Source organism: Mesorhizobium sp. 2RAF45, from assembly GCF_052115225.1.
In the GTDB taxonomy this organism is placed as follows: domain Bacteria; phylum Pseudomonadota; class Alphaproteobacteria; order Rhizobiales; family Rhizobiaceae; genus Mesorhizobium; species Mesorhizobium jarvisii.
Genome location: NZ_JBFRGG010000002.1, coordinates 622,544 through 641,267 on the forward strand (window position 1 = coordinate 622,544; position 18,724 = coordinate 641,267).

Annotated in this window: 15 protein-coding genes; 11 read left to right on the plus strand and 4 right to left on the minus strand. The window is 63.8% G+C overall.

Annotated elements, in window-relative coordinates:
• Position 1: 1 nt before the first annotated feature.
• Complete coding sequence (locus AB4Z43_RS07885) at positions 2-880, minus strand: LysR family transcriptional regulator (RefSeq protein WP_019861044.1); 879 nt, start codon at positions 878-880, stop codon at positions 2-4.
• 108 nt (positions 881-988) lie between these two features.
• Here AB4Z43_RS07885 and AB4Z43_RS07890 point away from each other — a divergent pair, with 108 nt between their 5' ends.
• From AB4Z43_RS07890 to AB4Z43_RS07925, 8 genes are all read left to right on the plus strand, one after another.
• Positions 989-1,735 carry an SDR family NAD(P)-dependent oxidoreductase gene (locus AB4Z43_RS07890; protein WP_441936787.1) on the plus strand — a complete coding sequence of 249 codons (747 nt, stop codon included), beginning with the start codon at positions 989-991 and terminating at the stop codon, positions 1,733-1,735.
• Between the two features lie 185 nt (positions 1,736-1,920).
• On the plus strand, positions 1,921-3,366 hold the full coding sequence (locus AB4Z43_RS07895; protein WP_027047369.1) for a homospermidine synthase: 1,446 nt from the start codon (positions 1,921-1,923) through the stop codon (positions 3,364-3,366).
• Between the two features lie 182 nt (positions 3,367-3,548).
• Positions 3,549-3,926 carry a hypothetical protein gene (locus AB4Z43_RS07900; RefSeq protein ID WP_027047370.1) on the plus strand — a complete coding sequence of 126 codons (378 nt, stop codon included), beginning with the start codon at positions 3,549-3,551 and terminating at the stop codon, positions 3,924-3,926.
• A 190-nt stretch (positions 3,927-4,116) separates the two neighbouring features.
• A complete protein-coding gene (locus tag AB4Z43_RS07905) occupies positions 4,117-6,234 on the plus strand; it encodes a 5'-nucleotidase C-terminal domain-containing protein (protein ID WP_441936789.1) in 2,118 nt (705 codons plus the stop codon).
• A gap of 146 nt (positions 6,235-6,380) precedes the next feature.
• Positions 6,381-7,445, plus strand: coding sequence for a ferrochelatase (gene hemH / locus AB4Z43_RS07910; protein ID WP_441936791.1), 1,065 nt, complete (start codon positions 6,381-6,383; stop codon positions 7,443-7,445).
• A gap of 154 nt (positions 7,446-7,599) precedes the next feature.
• On the plus strand, positions 7,600-8,811 hold the full coding sequence (locus tag AB4Z43_RS07915) for an NAD(P)/FAD-dependent oxidoreductase (RefSeq protein ID WP_441936793.1): 1,212 nt from the start codon (positions 7,600-7,602) through the stop codon (positions 8,809-8,811).
• A 121-nt stretch (positions 8,812-8,932) separates the two neighbouring features.
• The gene (locus AB4Z43_RS07920; RefSeq protein ID WP_019861051.1) at positions 8,933-9,883 is read left to right on the plus strand and encodes an SPFH domain-containing protein; all 951 of its coding nucleotides are present in this window, start codon (positions 8,933-8,935) and stop codon (positions 9,881-9,883) included.
• A gap of 20 nt (positions 9,884-9,903) precedes the next feature.
• On the plus strand, positions 9,904-10,368 hold the full coding sequence (locus AB4Z43_RS07925; RefSeq protein WP_019861052.1) for an NfeD family protein: 465 nt from the start codon (positions 9,904-9,906) through the stop codon (positions 10,366-10,368).
• A 68-nt stretch (positions 10,369-10,436) separates the two neighbouring features.
• Here the strand turns inward: AB4Z43_RS07925 and AB4Z43_RS07930 are convergent, their stop codons facing one another.
• Positions 10,437-11,438, minus strand: a complete 1,002-nt coding sequence (locus tag AB4Z43_RS07930) for a KpsF/GutQ family sugar-phosphate isomerase (RefSeq protein WP_038649433.1) — start codon at positions 11,436-11,438, stop codon at positions 10,437-10,439.
• A 206-nt stretch (positions 11,439-11,644) separates the two neighbouring features.
• Between AB4Z43_RS07930 and AB4Z43_RS07935 the strand changes: the two genes are divergently transcribed.
• Positions 11,645-13,429 carry an outer membrane beta-barrel protein gene (locus tag AB4Z43_RS07935; protein WP_441936796.1) on the plus strand — a complete coding sequence of 595 codons (1,785 nt, stop codon included), beginning with the start codon at positions 11,645-11,647 and terminating at the stop codon, positions 13,427-13,429.
• 55 nt (positions 13,430-13,484) lie between these two features.
• Here AB4Z43_RS07935 and galU read toward each other — a convergent pair whose 3' ends face one another.
• Positions 13,485-14,390 (minus strand): UTP--glucose-1-phosphate uridylyltransferase GalU, encoded by a 906-nt coding sequence (gene galU / locus AB4Z43_RS07940; protein WP_010911358.1) that lies wholly within the window; start codon positions 14,388-14,390, stop codon positions 13,485-13,487.
• 211 nt (positions 14,391-14,601) lie between these two features.
• Between galU and AB4Z43_RS07945 the strand changes: the two genes are divergently transcribed.
• A complete protein-coding gene (locus AB4Z43_RS07945) occupies positions 14,602-15,825 on the plus strand; it encodes a lytic murein transglycosylase (protein ID WP_064981670.1) in 1,224 nt (407 codons plus the stop codon).
• A 124-nt stretch (positions 15,826-15,949) separates the two neighbouring features.
• The gene (locus AB4Z43_RS07950; RefSeq protein WP_069093082.1) at positions 15,950-17,179 is read left to right on the plus strand and encodes an SGNH/GDSL hydrolase family protein; all 1,230 of its coding nucleotides are present in this window, start codon (positions 15,950-15,952) and stop codon (positions 17,177-17,179) included.
• Between the two features lie 29 nt (positions 17,180-17,208).
• On the opposite strand, the gene AB4Z43_RS07955 is transcribed toward AB4Z43_RS07950, so the two are convergent.
• A complete protein-coding gene (locus AB4Z43_RS07955) occupies positions 17,209-18,663 on the minus strand; it encodes a glutamate synthase subunit beta (protein ID WP_019861058.1) in 1,455 nt (484 codons plus the stop codon).
• Positions 18,664-18,724: the final 61 nt, after the last annotated feature.

An 18,724-nucleotide genomic window follows, 5' to 3' on the forward strand; every position in this document is an offset into this window, starting at 1 on the left:
GCTACAGGCTGCTGGCCAGGAACTCGACGAATGTCCTTGCCCTGACGCTGGCCTTGCGTCCGGCTGGAAACAGCGCCCACAATTCAACAGGCGGCAGCGCCCAGTCCACCAGGATCGGCCGTACCGCACCGCTGCGCAGTTCCGCGTCGAACATCCATTCGGAGCCGACCGTGAAGCCGATGCCGGCAAGTACTGCCTCACGTATCCCTTCGGCGGAAGTCACGCGCAGCCGCCCTTGGCCGGCAAGCGAAACCTCTTCGGCGCCTCGCCGGAATGTCCAGCGATTGGAAGTGCCTGCCCGGACGAAAAGGATCGCCTCGTGCCGCGACAGCTCATCCGGCGCGATGGGTTCGCCCTCGCGTGCCAGGTAGGAAGGTGCCGCCACCACGAGACGACGACAGGTGGCGATCTTGCGCCCGATATGAGCGGGAGCGAAGCTTTCACCCAGTCGCAGCATGACATCCACCCCTTCCTCGACGAGGTCGACGTTCCTGTCGTCCATCGCCACCTCGACGTCGAGCCTCGGGTGAGCATCCAGGAAGGCTTTCAGCCTCGGCACGACATGCAGGCGGCCGAAGGTCACCGACGTACCGATGCGCAGCAACCCGGTAAGCGCCGCCGCAGTGCCACGCGCCGTGTTCTCGGCTTCGTCGGCCTCGTCGACCGCGCGCTTGGCGCCTTCATAGAAGCTGACGCCGGCATCGGTCGGCGAGAGACCTCGGGTGGTGCGCGACAGCAGGCGAACGCCGAGCCGTTCCTCGAGCTGCGCGATGGCCTTCGAGACGGCTGGCTGCCCGACGCGCAAATGCCGCGCGGCCGCCGAGAACGAACCGGTTTCGATGACCCTTATAAAGGTGTTCATCGCCATAAGCCTGTCCATCTATTCCACCCTGGAATTAGTTATATGGTGAAATTCACTCTACCTGACCCGTTTGGGAATAGCCAATTGGCTTGATGTCAAATCCATCCATCCATTCGGAGAACCAAAATGGGCAAGCTCAACAACAAGGTCGCCATCGTCACCGGTGCCGCGCGAGGCATCGGTGCCGGCATCGCCAAACGGCTGGCGGCGGAAGGCGCCGCCGTCGTCGTCAACTACGCCTCCAGCCGTGAGGCTGCAGAACGCACGGTCAAGGAGATCGTCGCCGCCGGCGGCAAGGCGACCGCGGTTCAGGGTGACGTGGCCGAGGCCGCCGAAGTCGAGAAGATGTTCGAGGCCGCCGAGATCGCATTCGGCAAGCCAAGCATTCTGGTCAACAACGCCGCGACCGCCAGCTTCGGCACTTTCGAGGAAACCAGTGAGGCGGATTATCGGCGGCTGTTCGACACCAATGTGCTGGGCACGATCTTGACCACCAAGGCGGCCATGCGCCACTTCCCCGAGACCGGCGGCAGCATCGTCAACATCGGCACGATCTCGAGCTGGAACCCGGTGCCGAACACCAGCCTCTATTCCGCCAGCAAAGCCGCGATCGATACGCTGACGCTCAGCCTGTCGAGAGAACTCGGAGCCCGCAACATCCGTGTCAACATCGTGGCGCCTGGCTATACCCATACCGAAATGACCGAAGGCATGGTCGGCACCGATTTCGGCAATATGCTGATCGCTGGCGTCCCCCTCGGCCAGCGCTTCGGCAAGCCGGACGACATCGCCCCGACCGTGGCCTTCCTCGCCTCGGACGAGGCAGCGTGGCTTACCGGCGAACGCATCAACGCGTCCGGCGGCGCTCGCTGATACGACGCCGGCTCAACATCCGCCATCGGGCAGGCCATCGCCTCCCGGTGGCATCGCCGAGCACTTCCACAGCTGCGTTCCCAGGCGTTTCGCTGCTTTTCCCTTTATTGTGACAATGATCTATGGTTTGTCGCGCCGCGGCCAAGCGGCTGTTCCGGAGTGTTTTTTGAGGAGTGCTCGATAAAATGGCGAATGAAAACTGGCCCGTTTACGGTGAGATCACCGGCCCTGTTGTGATGATCGGCTTCGGCTCGATCGGACGGGGGACGCTGCCGCTCATCGAACGCCATTTCAAGTTCGACAAGTCGCGCATGACGGTACTCGACCCACGCGACACCGACCGCAAGCTGCTCGACGAGCGCGGCATCGCTTTCGTCCAGGAAGCGGTGACCGAGAAGAACTACAAGAAACTTTTGACGCCGCTTTTGACCAATGGCGGCGGCCAGGGCTTTTGCGTCAATTTGTCGGTCGATACCGGCTCGGTGGACCTGATGCGGCTCTGCCGCAAGCTCGGCGTGCTCTACATCGACACCGTCGTCGAGCCGTGGCTCGGCTTCTATTTCGACGCCAAGGCCGACAATGCCAGCCGCACGAACTATGCGCTGCGCGAGGCGATGATCCAGGAGAAGCAGGACAAGCCCGGTGGTGCTACCGCCGTCTCCACCTGCGGTGCCAATCCCGGCATGGTCTCGTGGTTCGTCAAGCAGGCGCTGGTCAACCTCGCCACCGATCTTGGCCTCGAGTTCTCGGAGCCGGCGCAGGAAGACCGCGAGGGCTGGGCCAAGCTGATGAAGAAGGCCGGCGTCAAGGGTATCCATATCGCCGAGCGCGACACCCAGCGCACCAAGAAGCCGAAGCCGATGGATGTGTTCTGGAACACCTGGTCGGTCGAGGGCTTCATTTCCGAAGGCCTGCAGCCCGCCGAGCTCGGCTGGGGCACGCATGAGAAATGGATGCCGAAGAACGCCAAGAAGCATAAGCACGGCTCCAAGGCCGCGATCTACCTGGAGCAGCCCGGCGCCAACACGCGCGTGCGCTCGTGGTGCCCGACGCCGGGCGCGCAATACGGCCTGCTGGTGACGCACAACGAGTCGATCTCGATCGCCGATTTCTTCACCGTTCGCTCAAAGAAGGGCAAGGTCCAGTACCGGCCGACCTGCCACTACGCCTACCATCCCTGCAATGACGCGATCCTGTCGCTGGACGAGATGTTCGGCGCCGCCGGCAAGCCTCAGCCGGTGCACCATGTGCTCGACGAGAACGAACTGGTCGACGGCGTCGACGAACTCGGTGTCCTGCTCTACGGCCACGACAAGAACGCCTACTGGTATGGCTCGCACCTGTCGCTGGCCGAGGCGCGCAAGCTGGCGCCCTATCAGAACGCCACCGGCCTTCAGGTCACCTCGGCGGTTCTGGCCGGCATGGTCTGGGCACTGGAAAATCCCGATGCCGGCATCGTCGAAGCCGACGAGATGGACTACAAGCGCTGCCTGGAAGTCCAGTCGCCCTATCTCGGACCGGTCGAAGGCCATTACACCGACTGGACGCCGCTCGACCGACGCCCGGGCCTCTTCCCGGAGGACCTCGACCGCAGCGATCCGTGGCAATTCCGCAACATCCTCGTCCGATAGCACCCTGCGCACCATGCGCCATTGCCTTGCAATCGCCCGGAAATCGGGCGATTGAAGAGATGCGGCCTGGGGCAGCGCGCGTCTTGCGGGACGCACGCCCGTTCCAGCACTTTGGACGTTCGCATCGTGCCTGCCAAAATCGAAACCGATTTTTGGGCCGATGCGTTTGGAGAGGATTTCAGATGACTATTGCGCGCAAAGTTCTTTCGATCGGCGTGGCGGGTTCCTTTGCCATGATGCTTGCCGCCTGTACCACAAGCGGTCCCGACGCACCGCCGATGGCGGCCGCGCCGAAAGGCGTCGAGGGCTCGTGGATCGATGCCAAGGGCACCGGCCTGTCGACCTTCACCGGCGGCAAGTTCACGACCGTCGCCACCGACACCGGCCAGAAGCTGGCTGATGGCAGCTACACGATGACCGGCGCCACTTCGGTCGAGATCAACGGGACGTCGCTGATCCGCCAGACGCCAGTCAGCTTCAACTGCCTGCTGATCTCCACCAGCCAGTTGAACTGCACCAGTTCGTCCGGCCAGAACTTCGTGCTGACGCGACGCGCCTGAACCGGCAAACACAGGACACATTGGGGACGGCGGCCGATTGGCCGCCGCCCTTTTTTGCGCCTGCAAAAAGTGGCGGCATTTCCGCTTGCGTCGGCCGGAACGCGATGGGAACATGGTCAAAACGCTGGCTGTTATACCCCAGTCAAGCAAGGGCGTTAAACGCCTCCGATCAGCCCACCGGGAGACGAAGATGAAAAAGCTTGCCGCCATTGCCGCCCTGTCCGCATCGACGCTTGGCCTGTCGGCCGGCGCATCCTTTGCCGACTACACATTGAATATCCTGCATTTCAATGACTGGCACAGCCGCATCGAAGGCAACAACAAATATGAGTCTACCTGTTCGGCCGACGAGGAGACCAAGGGCGAATGCATCGGCGGCGCCGGCCGGTTGATCACGGCGATCGCCCAGGAGCGCAAGAAGCTCGAAGGCCAGAACGTGCTGCTGCTCAATGCGGGTGACAGCTTCCAAGGATCGCTGTTTTACACCACCTACAAGGGCACCGTGGAGGAGGAATTCCTCAATCAGATGAAACCCGACGCGGTGACCCTCGGCAACCATGAATTCGACGATGGCGAGAGCGCGCTGGTGCCTTACCTCGACAAGGCAAAATTCCCGATCGTCAGTGCCAATGTCGTGCCCAACGACAAGTCCGGCGCGGCCGGCAAGATCAAGCCGTCGATCGTCGTGGAGGTCGGTGGGCAGAAGATCGGCATTGTCGGCGCCGTCACCAACGACACGCCCGAACTCGCCTCGCCCGGTCCCAACATCGCAATCGCGGACGACGTCAAATCGATTACCGCCGAGGTCCAGAAGCTGAAGGCGCAAGGCGTCAACAAGATCATCGCCGTGACCCATATCGGCTACAACAGGGAACGCGACATCATCGCCAAGATCCCGGGCATCGACGTGGTTGTCGGCGGCCACAGCCATACGCTCTTGTCGAACACCGATCCGAAGGCGGCGGGCCCCTACCCGACGATGGTCGACAACCCCGGCGGCTACAAGGTGCCGGTGGTGCAGGCGGCCTCCTATTCGAAATATCTCGGCGAGTTCAAGGTGGTGTTCGACGACAGTGGCGTCGTCAAGTCGGCGAGCGGCGACCCGATCTTTCTCGACAAGTCGATCACGCCCGATCCCGCCGTGCTCGCCCGTATCAAGGAACTCGGCGCGCCGATCGAGGCTTTGAAGAACAAGGAAGTGGCAGAGACCACCGACGTCATCGACGGCAGCCGCGAGAATTGCCGCGCCAAGGAATGCGCGATGGGCAACCTTGTCTCCGACGCCATCCTCGACCGCGTCAAGGGACAGGGCGTCGAGATCGTCATCTCCAATGGCGGCGGCCTGCGCGCCTCGATAGACAAGGGCACCGTCACCATGGGTGAGGTGCTGACCGTGCTGCCGTTCCAGAACACGCTAGCGACCTTCCAGATTTCGGGCAAGGACCTGGTCGTCGGCCTCGAAAGCGGCCTCAGCCAGATCGAGGACGGCGCCGGCCGCTTCCCACAGGTGGCTGGCCTCAAATACGCCTTCGACAAATCGGTCGCGCCCAATGCCGGCCGCGTCAAATCCGTCGAGGTCATGGAGAACGGCGCCTGGACGCCGATCAAGCCCGACAAGGACTATCTCGTCGCCACCAACAATTACGTGCGCCAGGGCGGCGACGGCTACAAGGTCTTCGCCGAAAAGGCCAAGAATGCTTACGACTACGGCCCCGGTCTCGAACAGGTCGTGGCCGACTATCTCGGCGCCCACCGGCCCTACACGCCCAAGCTCGACGGCCGCATCACCGAGATCGCCGCGACCGTCGCGGCGGCCCCGGCAGCGGAACCGGCCAAGCCTGCAGAGCCGGCAAAGCCTGCCCCCGCGCCAGCAGAACCTGCCAAGCCCGCCGAGGCCGCAAAGCCCGCCGAAGCGGCACCGGCAATGCCCGAACTGCCCGCCAATTCGGGCAATATCGCCAACACGCCGCCTGCCATATCGACGGAGAATGCACCTGCGCCACCGGCCGCGCCGGCTCCCGCGGCTCCAGCACCCGCACCAGCCGAGCCGGCAAAGCCTGCCGAGGCCACCCCTGCACCGGCAGCACCGGCGCCGGCGGAACCCGCCAAGCCGGCAGAACCGGCAAAGCCCGCTGAAGCCGCACCGGCAACAGGCAGCCATGTCATCGTTACCGGCGACACCTATTGGGATCTGGCCAAGAAGGCCTATGGCGACGCCACCAAGTGGAAACTCATCTACGAGGCCAACAAGGGTCAAAGGCCGCACCGGCTGATGCCCGGCGCGACGCTGACCATCCCGGCGAAGTAACGCCACTTCGCCTCTTGCCATTCAACACCCGCCTGGGAAACCGGGCGGGTGTTCTGTTTTCAGCTGGACACGCGTTAAGGTGCGGCCAGACGCGACATTGAAAGCCCGCGCAGGATGATTAGGTTCGCGCCTCCTGGAGAACCCCTATGACGCTCACAATCGCTGTCGATCCCAAAGCCGCGAAGGCCCTTGGCCCACTGCCGGCCGGGCATCCGCCGGTCAAGACCGGCAAGGTCGGTGTCATGCTGATCAATCTCGGCACGCCTGACGGCACCGACTTCAACCCGATGTGGCGTTATCTCAGGGAATTCCTGTCCGATCCGCGCGTCATCGAACTCAACAGGGCGATCTGGTATCCGATCCTCTATGGCCTGGTGCTCACCACCCGGCCGAAGAAGTCCGGCGCCAACTACGCCCGGATATGGAACCAGGAAAGGAACGAGTCGCCGCTGCGCACTTACACCCGCGCCCAGGGCGAAAAGCTGGCCGAGGCGTTGCGTGACCTGCCCAATGTCGTCGTCGACTGGGCGATGCGCTACGGCAATCCTTCGACCGCGAGTGTCGCCGAAAGGCTGGTCGCACAGGGTTGCGACCGCATTCTTTCGTTCCCGCTCTACCCGCAATACTCCGCGACGACGACGGCCACCGCCAATGATCAGCTGTTTCGCGCCTTGATGAAGATGCGCGCGGCCCCCGCCATCCGCAGTGTGCCGCCTTACTATGACGAGCCGGTCTATATCGAGGCGCTGGCGCGTTCGATCGAGCAGAATCTCGCGACGCTGGATTTCGAGCCGGAAGTGGTCCTCGCCTCATATCACGGCATCCCAAGACCCTATTTCGAAAAGGGCGACCCCTATCATTGCCACTGCCTCAAGACGACCCGGCTGTTGCGCGACAGGCTCGGCTGGGACGAAAAGAAGCTGATAACCACTTTCCAGTCCCGCTTCGGCGCCCAGGAATGGCTGCAGCCCTACACTGACAAGACGGTGGAGAAACTGGGCAAGGACGGCGTCAAATCCATCGCCATCGTCAATCCCGGCTTTTCCGTCGACTGCATCGAGACGCTGGACGAGATCGGCCGCGAGGCAGCCGAGACTTTTCATCACGCCGGCGGCAAGAACTTCGCCCATATCCCTTGCCTCAATGACAGTGCCGAGGGCATGGCGGTGATCGAGGCGATGGTGCGGCGCGAACTGTCCGGCTGGGTCTAGGAGAAATTCCAGGAAAAATGTGAAACGGTTTTGCGGGAAAAGCGCATAGCGCTTTCCCTTGGGAATTTCGTCAACCAGAGAGTTAGAGCGGCTCGCCGCTCTAACCGGAACAAGGGCCACTGCGGGGCGTTGAGGCGCACCTTCGGAGAATTCGATGCCCCGCAAACTCGACCTCAGAACTGGCCGGCCCGTCTGGTCCGCCTATCGGGCGCCTGCCGTGCCGGCGTCGGCGCTGACCCGCGACGTCAAGGCCGATGTCCTGATTATCGGTATGGGCATCAGCGGCGCCATGATGGCCGAGGCGCTGACGGCGGACGGGCATCAGGTGATCTGCATCGACCGGCGCGGGCCGCTGAAAGGCTCGACCGCTGCGACCACGGCACTGGTCCAGTTTGAAATCGATCAGCCGCTTTCAACGCTCTCGAAGATGATCGGCAAGGCCAAGGCACAGCAGGCCTGGCGCCGCTCGCGCCTCGCCGTTTCCAACCTCGCTGGCCGTATCGAGGATCTCGCAATCGATTGTCGCCGGCGCCGCACCCAGTCGCTCTATCTGGCCGGCACGGTGCTCGGCCCGTCGGAGCTGCGCGAGGAAGCCGAAGCGCGGCGGCAGGCGGGCATTGCCGCAACCTATCTGACGCCGCAGCCGCTGACGGACACATTCGGCATCAACCGCGGCGGCGCCATCCTCAGCCACGGCAACATCGCGCTCGACCCGCGCAAGCTGACGGCCGGCTTGCTGCTCAAGGCGCTGGAGCGCAAGGCCCGCTTCCTCGCTCCCGTCGAGGCGACGGTGATCGAAGACAGTGCCGACGAGGTGATCGTGGCCACGAAAGACGGTCCCAGCATCACGGCACGGCATGTCGTTCTGGCCACCGGCTACGAACTGGTCGACATCGTGCCTGCGGCGGCCCACCGGATCATCTCGACCTGGGCGATCGCGACGCGCCCGCAACCGCGAAAACTCTGGCCGGGTCCGGCGTTTATCTGGGAAGCGTCGGACCCATATCTCTATATGCGCTCGACGGCCGACGGCAGGGTCATATGCGGCGGCGAGGACGAGGACTTTGTCGACGAGACGCGGCGCGACGAACTGATCGCCGACAAGAGTGCCCGAATTGCCGACAAGCTGGGCCAGTTGTTCCCGCACCTCGACGTCAGGCCTGAATTCGCCTGGACCGGCTCCTTCGGCACAACCAGCACCGGCCTGCCCTATATCGGCGCCGTCCCCCGCCATCCGCGCATCCATGCCGTCATGGGTTACGGCGGCAACGGCATCACCTTCTCGCGCATCGCTTCCGAAATTGTTTCGGCTTCGATCAAGGGACTCGCCGACATGGATGCGGAGCTGTTTGCCTTCAACCGGTGAGTGCAGACCCACAAACAATCCTTCATCACCTGATTGTAACGCTCCTGAAACACACTTAAGTCTTTGGCGAAGTCGGCTGCGCGGGAATGGCTCTCGCGGCCCGCTTCTGAGGGAGAGCCAAATGGATTTCAGTGGTTTCGATATTGCGGTCGTTGTTCTTGTCGCGCTTGTCGTGCTGGTGCTGTTCAAAGGCATCAAGACAGTTCCCCAAGGCTACAACTATACGGTCGAACGTTTTGGCCGTTACACCAGGACACTGAGCCCCGGCCTCAACATCATCACGCCGTTCGTCGACCGCATTGGCGCCAAGATGAACATGATGGAGCAGGTGCTCGACGTGCCGAGCCAGGAAATCATCACCCGCGACAACGCCATCGTCGGTGTCGACGGGATCGCCTTCTACCAGATTCTCAATGCTGCACAGGCCGCCTACCAGGTTGCCGGCCTGCAGAACGCCATCCTCAACCTGACGATGACCAACATCCGTACCGTCATGGGCTCGATGGACCTCGACGAGCTGTTGTCCAACCGCGACGCCATCAACGAGCGCCTGCTGCGCGTCGTCGACGAGGCGGCGCATCCGTGGGGCATCAAGATCACCCGCGTCGAGATCAAGGACATCAACCCGCCGGCCAACCTCATCGAATCGATGGGCCGCCAGATGACCGCCGAGCGTAACAAGCGTGCGCAGATCCTGGCCGCCGAAGGCCTCAAGCAGTCGCAGATCCTCGAGGCCGAAGGCCGCAAGGAAGCCGCGTTCCGCGACGCCGAGGCGCGCGAACGCTCGGCCGAAGCCGAAGCCCGCGCCACCCAGGTGGTTTCGGAAGCGATTTCCAAGGGCGACGTGCAGGCGCTGAACTACTTCGTCGCGCAGAAATACACCGAGGCGCTGGGCAAGATCGGCACCGCCACCAACAGCAAGATCGTGCTGATGCCTTTCGAGGCGTCGTCGCTGATCGGCTCGCTCGGCGGCATCGGCGAGATCGCCAAGGAAGTCTTCCGCAGCGAGGGCACGACCGGCGCACAGCGCCAAGCCGCCCGCCCCCCGGTCGTGCGCCCGAGCGACAACTGAGTTCGTAGGAGGTCACTCTTATGTTCGATCGCATCATTTCCGAACTCGGCCCGTGGAACTGGATGGTCCTGGGCTTCGTGCTGCTGGTCGTAGAGGTCATCGCGCCTGGCTTCTTCATGCTATGGATCGGCATCGCCGCGCTCATCATCGGCGCGGTGTCGCTGCTGATCTGGGATGCGGCGATCTGGAGCTGGCAGGTCCAGGTCCTTGCCTTCCTGGCGCTGTCGCTGGTCTCAGCCTTCGTCGGCAAGAAACTCATGGGCGGGCGCGACCAGCCAACCGACCAGCCGCTGCTCAACCGGCGCGGCGCCCAGATGGTCGGCCGCATGGCGACGCTTGCCGAGCCGATCAAGGACGGCCGCGGCCGCATCAAGCTCGGCGACACGCTGTGGCGAGTCTCCGGGCCTGACCTGCCGGCCGGTACACAGGTACGGGTGACGGGTGCCGCGGATACAGACCTGGAGCTTACAGTGGAACGCGTCTGAATTTTCAGACCGGGCGCCGCCGCGCAAGATGTGTTGAGATTCAGTCAGGCCCTGAATATCAGCGCACCTTAAGCGGCGCCGATGCGCAGCAGGTCGTGGAAATGCACCACGCCCAGCGGCATGTTGTTCCTGGTCACCACCAGCGCGCCGATATTGTGCTCGTTGAGCAGCGCGATCGCCGTGCCGGCAAGCGTCTGCGGATCGACCGTCTTGGGCGTGCGGGTCATCACCTCGTCGACGATGACGTCGGCCAGATTGCGGTGCAAATTGCGCGCGACATCGCCGTCGGTGATGATCCCGGCCAGTTCGCCATTGGCGTCGACGATCAGGACGCAGCCGACCTTCTTCTGCGACAGCGTCATCACCGCTTCCGGCATCTTGGTGCCGAGCACGGCCAGCGGCATCTGGTCGCCGACCCGCATGATCTCGGAGACCATGGTCAAATTGGCGCCGAGCTGGCCGCCGGGATGGAAGGTGCGGAAATGGTCCGGTGTGAAGCCACGCGCCTCGAGCAGAGCGATCGCCAGCGCATCGCCGATGACCAGCTGCAGCAGCGTCGACGTCGTCGGCGCCAACCCGTGCGGGCAGGCCTCGGGGGTGCGCGGCAAAAGCAGCACCACGTCGGCCGCGCGCGCCAGCGCCGATGTCTCGCCCGATGTGACGGCGATGAGCGGGATGGAAAAACGCCTGGAATAGGCGACGATGCCGAGCATCTCCTTGCTCTCGCCCGACCATGAGATGGCGATGATGGCGTCATCCCTGGCGATCATGCCGAGATCGCCATGATTGGCCTCGACGGGATGGACGAAGAAGGCCGGCGTGCCGGTCGAAGCCAGCGTCGCCGCGATCTTCGAGCCGATATGGCCGCTTTTGCCGACGCCGGTGACGATCAGCCGGCCTTCGATCTTCGAAATCATGTCGACGGCCTGCGCGAAAGGCGCGGCCAGTCCGTTCTCGAGCGCCTCGGCAAGGGCGGCGATGCCGGCCTGCTCGGTCGCCACCGTTCTCAGTGCCGAATCGATCGACGCTTGCCTGTCCAGGGGCTTCTTATCGAGGGGTCTGCCATGCATGGATGATGCGATTAGCGCGTTGCCGCCCGCCTGTCCAACAGAAATGGCGCTGGCGCCAGGCGGCGGAGGCTTCGGACAGGTCACAGGACCCGCAAACAGCGGCACTTTAACCGGGCGAACGATCGCCGCCTCAACCCTCCGTTAACCATCCCCATTTACGGTTCGGTAAGTATGGCGCGCACAGCGCCGCGCAAGCAGTGGTGGCGATGTCCGGGGCCCAGCCAGAAAAATCAAGAGGACGACAGGGCAAGGCGGTCTGCGCCTTGCTGCTGGCAACCAGTGTGCTCGCTTTGCTGCGCCCGGCACCTCTCCACGCCCAGGAAACGGAGCTGCGCGGCGAGGTTTCCGAATCGGCGATCCTGTCCGACCAGCAGCGCAAGGCAAGGCAGCTCGCCCTTGCCACCCAGGGCCAGCAACAGTCGGCCAACACCGCGCAGGACGATGCGCCGCCGCGCACCTATTTGCCGGCCAGCGCCGGCGCTGTCCCCGACGACACGGGCACGGATGCCGCCACCGGCAGCATTTTCGATCCGCCGCAGGCGACCGACGACACGGCCACCGACAATCCGACGCCGCCCAAGCCTCGCCGCCGTCCGTCAAGCGCCGGCCAGAACGCGGCGGATCAGGACAAGACCAAAACGGGCACCAAGACGGCCGACAAGTCGAAGAAGAAGAAGGCGGCGACCGCGACCACGGACACCACTCAAGCCGCGACCGACGATACCGACAGCGCCACGACAGACCAGGAAGCGGCTAACCGCCGTGCTCTCACCGTCGACAGCGCCGATAGGCAAAAACTCGACCCCGGCGCCGAGCGTACCGCCGCCATCGAGGGCCAGAACAAGAAAGCCGAGGACGACCCCTTCGCGCCCACCGGCGTCAAATGGGGTTCCTTCGTCATCCGGCCATCGATCGAACAGGGGTTGACCGCCACCACAAACGGCGATTCGAGCAGTGCCGGCACCTCGGCGCTGCTGTCTGAGACAGCGTTGCGCTTTACCGCCGTCTCCGACTGGCGCGAAAACTCCGCCACCATCGACGGCTATGGCCTGTTCCGCGAGACGGTGTCGGGTTACCGGGTTCACGATGCGCAGGGCCGCATCGAAGGCCAGCTCAATGTCGACCTCGACAACGAGCTGCGCGCCATCGCCAAGCTCGGCTACGAAGCCGTGCCGGAAACGGCGTCCTCGCCCAACGCCATTGCCGGCGTCAGTACCCAGCCGCTGCGGCAGACGATCGACGGCAGCCTTGGCGTCGAAAAAGCGGTCGGCAAGATGCAATACACGTTGACCGGCGCGGTCTCGCACGACTTCTACGGCGACGCCGAGCTTTCGGACGGCACCACGCTGTCGCAGAAGGATCAGGACAACACGCTCTACACGGCAACCTTGCGCACCGGCTACGAAATCTCTCCAGCCCTCACCCCGTTCACCGAAATCGAGGTCGGCCGCCGGGCCTACGATCAGCGCATCGACAATGAAGGCTTCGAGCGTTCCTCGACCCGCCTTGGCGCTCGCGCCGGCCTGCAACTCGACATGGGTGAGAAGCTCTCCGGCGAGTTCTCGGCCGGCTGGCTGCGGGAAGCGATCGACGACAAGAGCCTGGAGGCAATTTCCGGCGCCACCGTCAACGCCGATCTCAAATGGTCGCCGGAGCGCGGAACGACGATCGGCCTGACCGGCAAGACCACTGTCGAGACCACCACCACGGCGGGTGAAAGCGGCGATATCCTCTATTCCGGCCGCTTGACGGCCGAACGGCAGATCCGCGCCAACCTTACAGCGAATGCGGCCCTGGGCCTCGACTGGCGCGACTATGTCGGCATCGACGGCCATGACAGGATCTTGAGCGCAGAGACCGGGCTGACCTGGTGGCTGAACCGCTATGCAGGCCTCACCAGCCGGGTGAGAACCGAAAAGCTGACCAGCAACCTGCCCGGCCGCGACTACACTGCCAACAGCATCTACCTCGGCCTGAAAGTGCAGCGCTGAAACACGCGTGCGCAGGAGGGGCGGTCAGCCGCTCGCGCTGGCATTACCCATCCAGCTAAGATACCGCGACTCGCCGCTCCGATGGCGTCATCTCGTCGAGAAGCGTGCGTATGACGCCGGCCATGTTCTCCTTCATGTCGCTGCGCCACAGCGCGAAGGCGACATTGGCCTCGACGAAACCTTCCGGGGAACCGCAGTCGAAGGTGCGGCCCTGATAGTGGTAGCCGTAGAAAGCCTGCTGCTTCTCCAGCTTCAGCATCGCGTCGGTGAGCTGGATTTCGTTGCCGGCGCCCTTTTCCTGGCCTTCGAGGATCTTGAAGATCTCGGGCTGCAGGATGTAGCGGCCGTTGATGTAGAGGTTGGAGGGCGCCGTGCCGGTCTTCGGCTTCTCCACCATCTCGGTGATGCGGAAGCCGTGATGCGTATCCTCGCCACGGCCGACAATGCCGTATTTGTGGGCCTCCGCCGGGTCGCATTCCTGCACGGCAATGATGTTGTTGCCGGTTTCCTCGTAAAGCTCGACCATCGACTTCATGCAGCTCTTTTCCGACTGCATGATCATGTCGGGCAACAACAGCGCGAACGGCTCGTCGCCGACCAGTTCGCGCGCGCACCAGACGGCATGGCCGAGGCCCATCGGCACCTGCTGGCGGGTGAAACTGGTCTGCCCCGGCGCCGGCTGCAGGCGCTGCAGGCGGGCAAGCTGCTCGTCCTTGCCGCGCTGGGCCAGCGTGTCATAGAGCTCGAACTGGATATCGAAATGGTCCTCGATGACCGCCTTGTTGCGGCCGGTCACGAAAATGAAATGCTCGATGCCCGCCTCGCGCGCCTCGTCCACCACATACTGGATGACCGGCCGGTCGACGACGGTCAGCATTTCCTTGGGAACGGCCTTGGTGGCCGGGAGGAACCGCGTGCCGAGACCGGCGACCGGGAAAACTGCCTTGCGAACTCTCTTCATGCTTTCAATTATCCGTTTGCTGGCCGGCTCCGCAATCCCTGTCCCGCGACATTTTCACGCCGGAATTGAAGATTAGTGGGGCGGGTGAGGGAAACTTCCACCGGTTAAAGCATCGAGGTGTCTTTTCGTTCCAAGCGGCACCTATGGTAAACTAATTCCTAACCCGGTTCGGCGATGAATGGTCTTTCCTGAGACAGAGAAGGAGGAAAACATGTCCGTTCGCAATGCCGCAAAACGTTTCACCAGCGTCATGACGGCCGCCAGCCTCTCGCTCGCTCTGCTGATGCCTGCCGGACCCGCTTTCGCCGATGCCGGTTTCCGGCAATGGGTCGCCAGCTTCCGCGCCACTGCCGTCGCCGGTGGCGTTTCCGGCGCTGTCTACGACCAGGCTTTCAGGGACATCAAAGAGCCCGATCCGGTGGTGCTGGAGAAGGCGCGCACCCAGCCTGAATTCACCGCGCCCGCCTGGGATTATTTCGATAATCGCGTCCACGACCAGTCTGTCGCCGTCGGGCAGCAGATGGCGAAGAAGTGGAAGCCGTGGCTGGACAGGATCGAGGCGCGGTTCGGCGTCGATCGCTACATTCTGCTGGCCATCTGGTCGATGGAATCGAACTATGGCGAGATCCTCAAGCGCGACGACATCATGCGCAACGTCATCCGGTCGCTGGCGACTTTGGGTTATGGCGACCCGAAGCGGTCGAAATATGCCCGCACCCAGCTGGTCGCGGCCCTGAAAATTCTGCAGACCGGCGACATCGATGAAAGCCATCTGATGGGCTCCTGGGCCGGCGCCATGGGCCAGACCCAGTTCATCCCCACCAGCTACCAGCACTATGCCGTCGACATGGATGGCAACGGCAAGCGCGACATCTGGAATTCCATCCCCGATGCGCTGGCGACATCAGCCAATCTGTTGAAGAAGAATGGCTGGCAGGCCGGCAAGACCTGGGGCTACGAAGTCACGATACCGGCCGGCAAGCTGCCGGGCGGATCGAAGACGCTGGCGCAATGGCAGGCGCTTGGCGTCGTCAGGGCCAGCGGCAAGCCGTTCAAGAACCTCACCGACAAGGCGACGCTGAAAGTGCCGGACGGCCGTGGCGGGCCGGCTTTCCTGATGATCCGGAATTTCTCGGTCATCAAGGCCTACAACAATGCCGACAAATATGCCCTGGCCGTTGGCCTTCTTGCCGACGAAATCGCCGGTGGCAACGGCCTTGTCCAGGACTGGAAGCGGCCCTTCACCAAGCTCACCTTCGAGGAACGGCAGGAGCTGCAGAAGCGGCTTTCGCAGCACGGGCTTTACGACGGGAAGTTCGACGGCAAGATCGGTGACGGCTCAAAGACCGCCATCATGGCCTATCAGGCAAAGGTCGGCTTGACCCAGGACGGCTACCCGAGCATGGAAGTGCTCAAATGGCTCAGGCAAAAATAGAGCCGGCCACAGCGCCGCGCGCATTTTGGGCGCGCATATCAGGCGCCATGGCAATTTGAACTTGCGCCCGGCCGCAAAACCGGCTCCGGTTTGCGGAATCAGGCGCAAGGGGATGGAGGAGTGATTGGTTTCGGCCGCGCGTATCGCGATCCTTGCTCGTCGCACGCCGATCCTTTTTCTGGCGATCGTCCTGCTGGCGATCGGCGCCGCCGGCGCCTTCCATGTACCGGCCATGGCGCAGGAGCAGCCGCAGCAAGATCGCGGATGGTCGTTGCGCGACCTTCTCTTTCCGCGCCGCAGCGAGCGGGTCGAGCCGCCGCTCGACATCCAGAAGGCAAAACCAAAGCCGCGTAAACCAAGGGTTCCGCGTGCGCCGGTCGAGCCACAAACACCGATAGCGGAAAAGGCGCCAGACGCCCGCATCGTCCTGGTCGTCGGCGACTTCATGGCGTCGGGCCTCGCCGAAGGCCTGGACATAGCCTTTGCCGACAACCCAGCCGTTAGGATCGTCGCGCGCTCCAATGGTTCATCCGGCTTCGTGCGCGATGATTTCTACAACTGGCCCGAACAGATCAAATCGCTGATCGAGACCGAGAAACCGACCGCCGTGGTCGTCATGCTGGGCTCCAACGACCGCCAGCAGATGAAGGTGGGGGACGTGCGCGAGCAGCCCCGGTCCGAGAACTGGACCAAGGAATATGAGCGCCGCACCGACGAACTGGGCAAGGCCATCGCCACCGCCAAGGTGCCCTTCCTGTGGGTCGGCATGCCGGCCTTCCGGGTGCCGAAGATGACCTCCGACATGCTGGCCTTCAACGACATCTACCATCAGGCCGCCGAAAACCATGGCGGCGAATTCGTCGATGTCTGGGACGGCTTCGTCGATGAGAACGGCGCCTTCGTCACCAACGGCCCCGACATGAACGGCCAGCCGGTGCGGCTGCGCGCCGATGACGGCATCAACGTCTCCAAGGCCGGCAAGCGCAAGCTCGCCTTCTACACCGAAAAGCCGCTGATGAAGATCCTAGGCCTGGCCACACCCGGCAGCGTGGCCCCGGCGACAGCACCTGCGGGCGCGCCCGTCGAGGCACCGGCGCCGGCCGCGGCACCCATTGTCATCGACCGCACCGCACCCATGCTGCTCAGCGACCCGGCGCTCGACGGCGGCACCGAGTTGCTCGGCGCCGCCCCGCCGGCAAACGCCAATCCGGCTCTTCCCGGGGAGCGGCTGGTGATCGAAGGCAAGGCGCCGGAGGCCGCGCCCGGCCGCGCCGACGATTTCTCATGGCCGCCGAAAGCCGAGCCGCCGGCGACAGCCGCGGCGACCGACACGACGACGGCGATCACCCCTTAATCACTCGGAGCTTCCGAGATCAAGCGGTCTCAGCGCGGCAGGACGCTCGCCCCCATCAACGCCTCGTCGATCGAGCGCGCCGCCTGGCGGCCTTCGCGGATCGCCCAGACGACCAGCGACTGGCCACGGCGCACGTCGCCCGCCGCATAGAGCCGGTCGACGCTGGTCCTGTAGTCGCGGTCATTGGCCTCGACATTCCGCGAGCGGCGGCTGTCTGTGACGATTTTCATCTCACCCTCGAGTTCCTTCGCCACGCCCACCATCGCCGGTCCGGCAAAGCCGATCGCGATGAAGGCGAGATCGGCGCGGATGACGAATTCGGTGCCGGCGATCGGCTTGCGCTTCTCGTCGACCTCACAGCATTTGACGCCGGTCAGCTGGCCGTCCTCGCCGATGAATTCGAGCGTTGCCACCTGGAATTCGCGTTCCGCACCCTCGGCCTGCGAGGACGAGGTGCGCATCTTGGTCGCCCAGTAGGGCCACACCGCGAGCTTGTCTTCCTTCTCGGGCGGCTGCGGGCGGATGTCGAGCTGGGTGACGCGCACCGCGCCCTGGCGGAAGGCGGTGCCGACGCAGTCGGAGGCGGTATCACCGCCGCCTACGACGACGACATGCTGCCCGCCGGCGATGATCGGGTGCGACGGCCATGCCACGGACTGGATCGGCTCGCCACCGACGCGGCGGTTCTGCTGCACCAGATAGGGCATGGCGTCATGCACGCCGCCGAGATCGTCGCCCGGAATGTTGGCCGCACGCGGCGTTTCCGAGCCGCCGCAATAGAGCACCGCGTCATGTTCGGCGAGCAGTTCGGCGACGGGCTTGTCGACACCGACATTGACGCCGCAATGGAAGGTCACGCCCTCGCCCTGCATCTGCTCGATGCGCCGGTCGATATAGTGCTTCTCGATCTTGAAGTCGGGAATGCCGTAACGCATCAGCCCGCCCGGGCGGCTCTCGCGCTCATAGACATGGACGTCATGGCCGGCGCGGCCGAGCTGCTGTGCGGCTGCCATGCCGGCCGGGCCGGAGCCGATGATGGCGACCCGCTTGCCGGTCTTCTTCTCCGGCGGATAGGGCCTGATGTGGCCGGTCTCGTAAGCCTTGTCGGCGATCGCCTGTTCCACCGTCTTGATGGCGACCGGAATGTCCTCGAGGTTCAGCGTGCAGGCTTCCTCGCAAGGGGCGGGACAGATGCGGCCGGTGAACTCAGGGAAATTGTTGGTCGAGTGCAGGTTGCGGATCGCGTTGTCCCAGTCCCTGTTGTAGACGAGGTCGTTCCAGTCCGGGATCTGGTTGTGGATCGGGCAACCGGTCGGCCCGTGACAGAACGGAATGCCGCAGTCCATGCAGCGCGCGGCCTGTTTCTCGACCTCCTTATCCGACATCGGCAGCGTGAACTCGCGGAAGTGCCGGATGCGGTCGGAGGCCGGCTGGTACTTGTGCACCTGCCGGTCGATTTCGAGAAAGCCTGTTACCTTGCCCATAGTCCAGTTCCTGCTGTCCAGATGGTGCGGTTTTCGCCGCACCCGTTAACCTCTTGAGGCA

Bases quoted from the DNA above. Each gene is read 5' to 3' on its own strand.
- AB4Z43_RS07885 (WP_019861044.1), bottom strand. From the start codon at position 880: ATGGACAGGCTTATGGCGATGAACACCTTTATAAGGGTCATCGAAACC.
- AB4Z43_RS07890 (WP_441936787.1), top strand. From the start codon at position 989: ATGGGCAAGCTCAACAACAAGGTCGCCATCGTCACCGGTGCCGCGCGA.
- AB4Z43_RS07895 (WP_027047369.1), top strand. From the start codon at position 1,921: ATGGCGAATGAAAACTGGCCCGTTTACGGTGAGATCACCGGCCCTGTT.
- AB4Z43_RS07900 (WP_027047370.1), top strand. From the start codon at position 3,549: ATGACTATTGCGCGCAAAGTTCTTTCGATCGGCGTGGCGGGTTCCTTT.
- AB4Z43_RS07905 (WP_441936789.1), top strand. From the start codon at position 4,117: ATGAAAAAGCTTGCCGCCATTGCCGCCCTGTCCGCATCGACGCTTGGC.
- hemH (WP_441936791.1), top strand. From the start codon at position 6,381: ATGACGCTCACAATCGCTGTCGATCCCAAAGCCGCGAAGGCCCTTGGC.
- AB4Z43_RS07915 (WP_441936793.1), top strand. From the start codon at position 7,600: ATGCCCCGCAAACTCGACCTCAGAACTGGCCGGCCCGTCTGGTCCGCC.
- AB4Z43_RS07920 (WP_019861051.1), top strand. From the start codon at position 8,933: ATGGATTTCAGTGGTTTCGATATTGCGGTCGTTGTTCTTGTCGCGCTT.
- AB4Z43_RS07925 (WP_019861052.1), top strand. From the start codon at position 9,904: ATGTTCGATCGCATCATTTCCGAACTCGGCCCGTGGAACTGGATGGTC.
- AB4Z43_RS07930 (WP_038649433.1), bottom strand. From the start codon at position 11,438: ATGCATGGCAGACCCCTCGATAAGAAGCCCCTGGACAGGCAAGCGTCG.
- AB4Z43_RS07935 (WP_441936796.1), top strand. From the start codon at position 11,645: ATGTCCGGGGCCCAGCCAGAAAAATCAAGAGGACGACAGGGCAAGGCG.
- galU (WP_010911358.1), bottom strand. From the start codon at position 14,390: ATGAAGAGAGTTCGCAAGGCAGTTTTCCCGGTCGCCGGTCTCGGCACG.
- AB4Z43_RS07945 (WP_064981670.1), top strand. From the start codon at position 14,602: ATGTCCGTTCGCAATGCCGCAAAACGTTTCACCAGCGTCATGACGGCC.
- AB4Z43_RS07955 (WP_019861058.1), bottom strand. From the start codon at position 18,663: ATGGGCAAGGTAACAGGCTTTCTCGAAATCGACCGGCAGGTGCACAAG.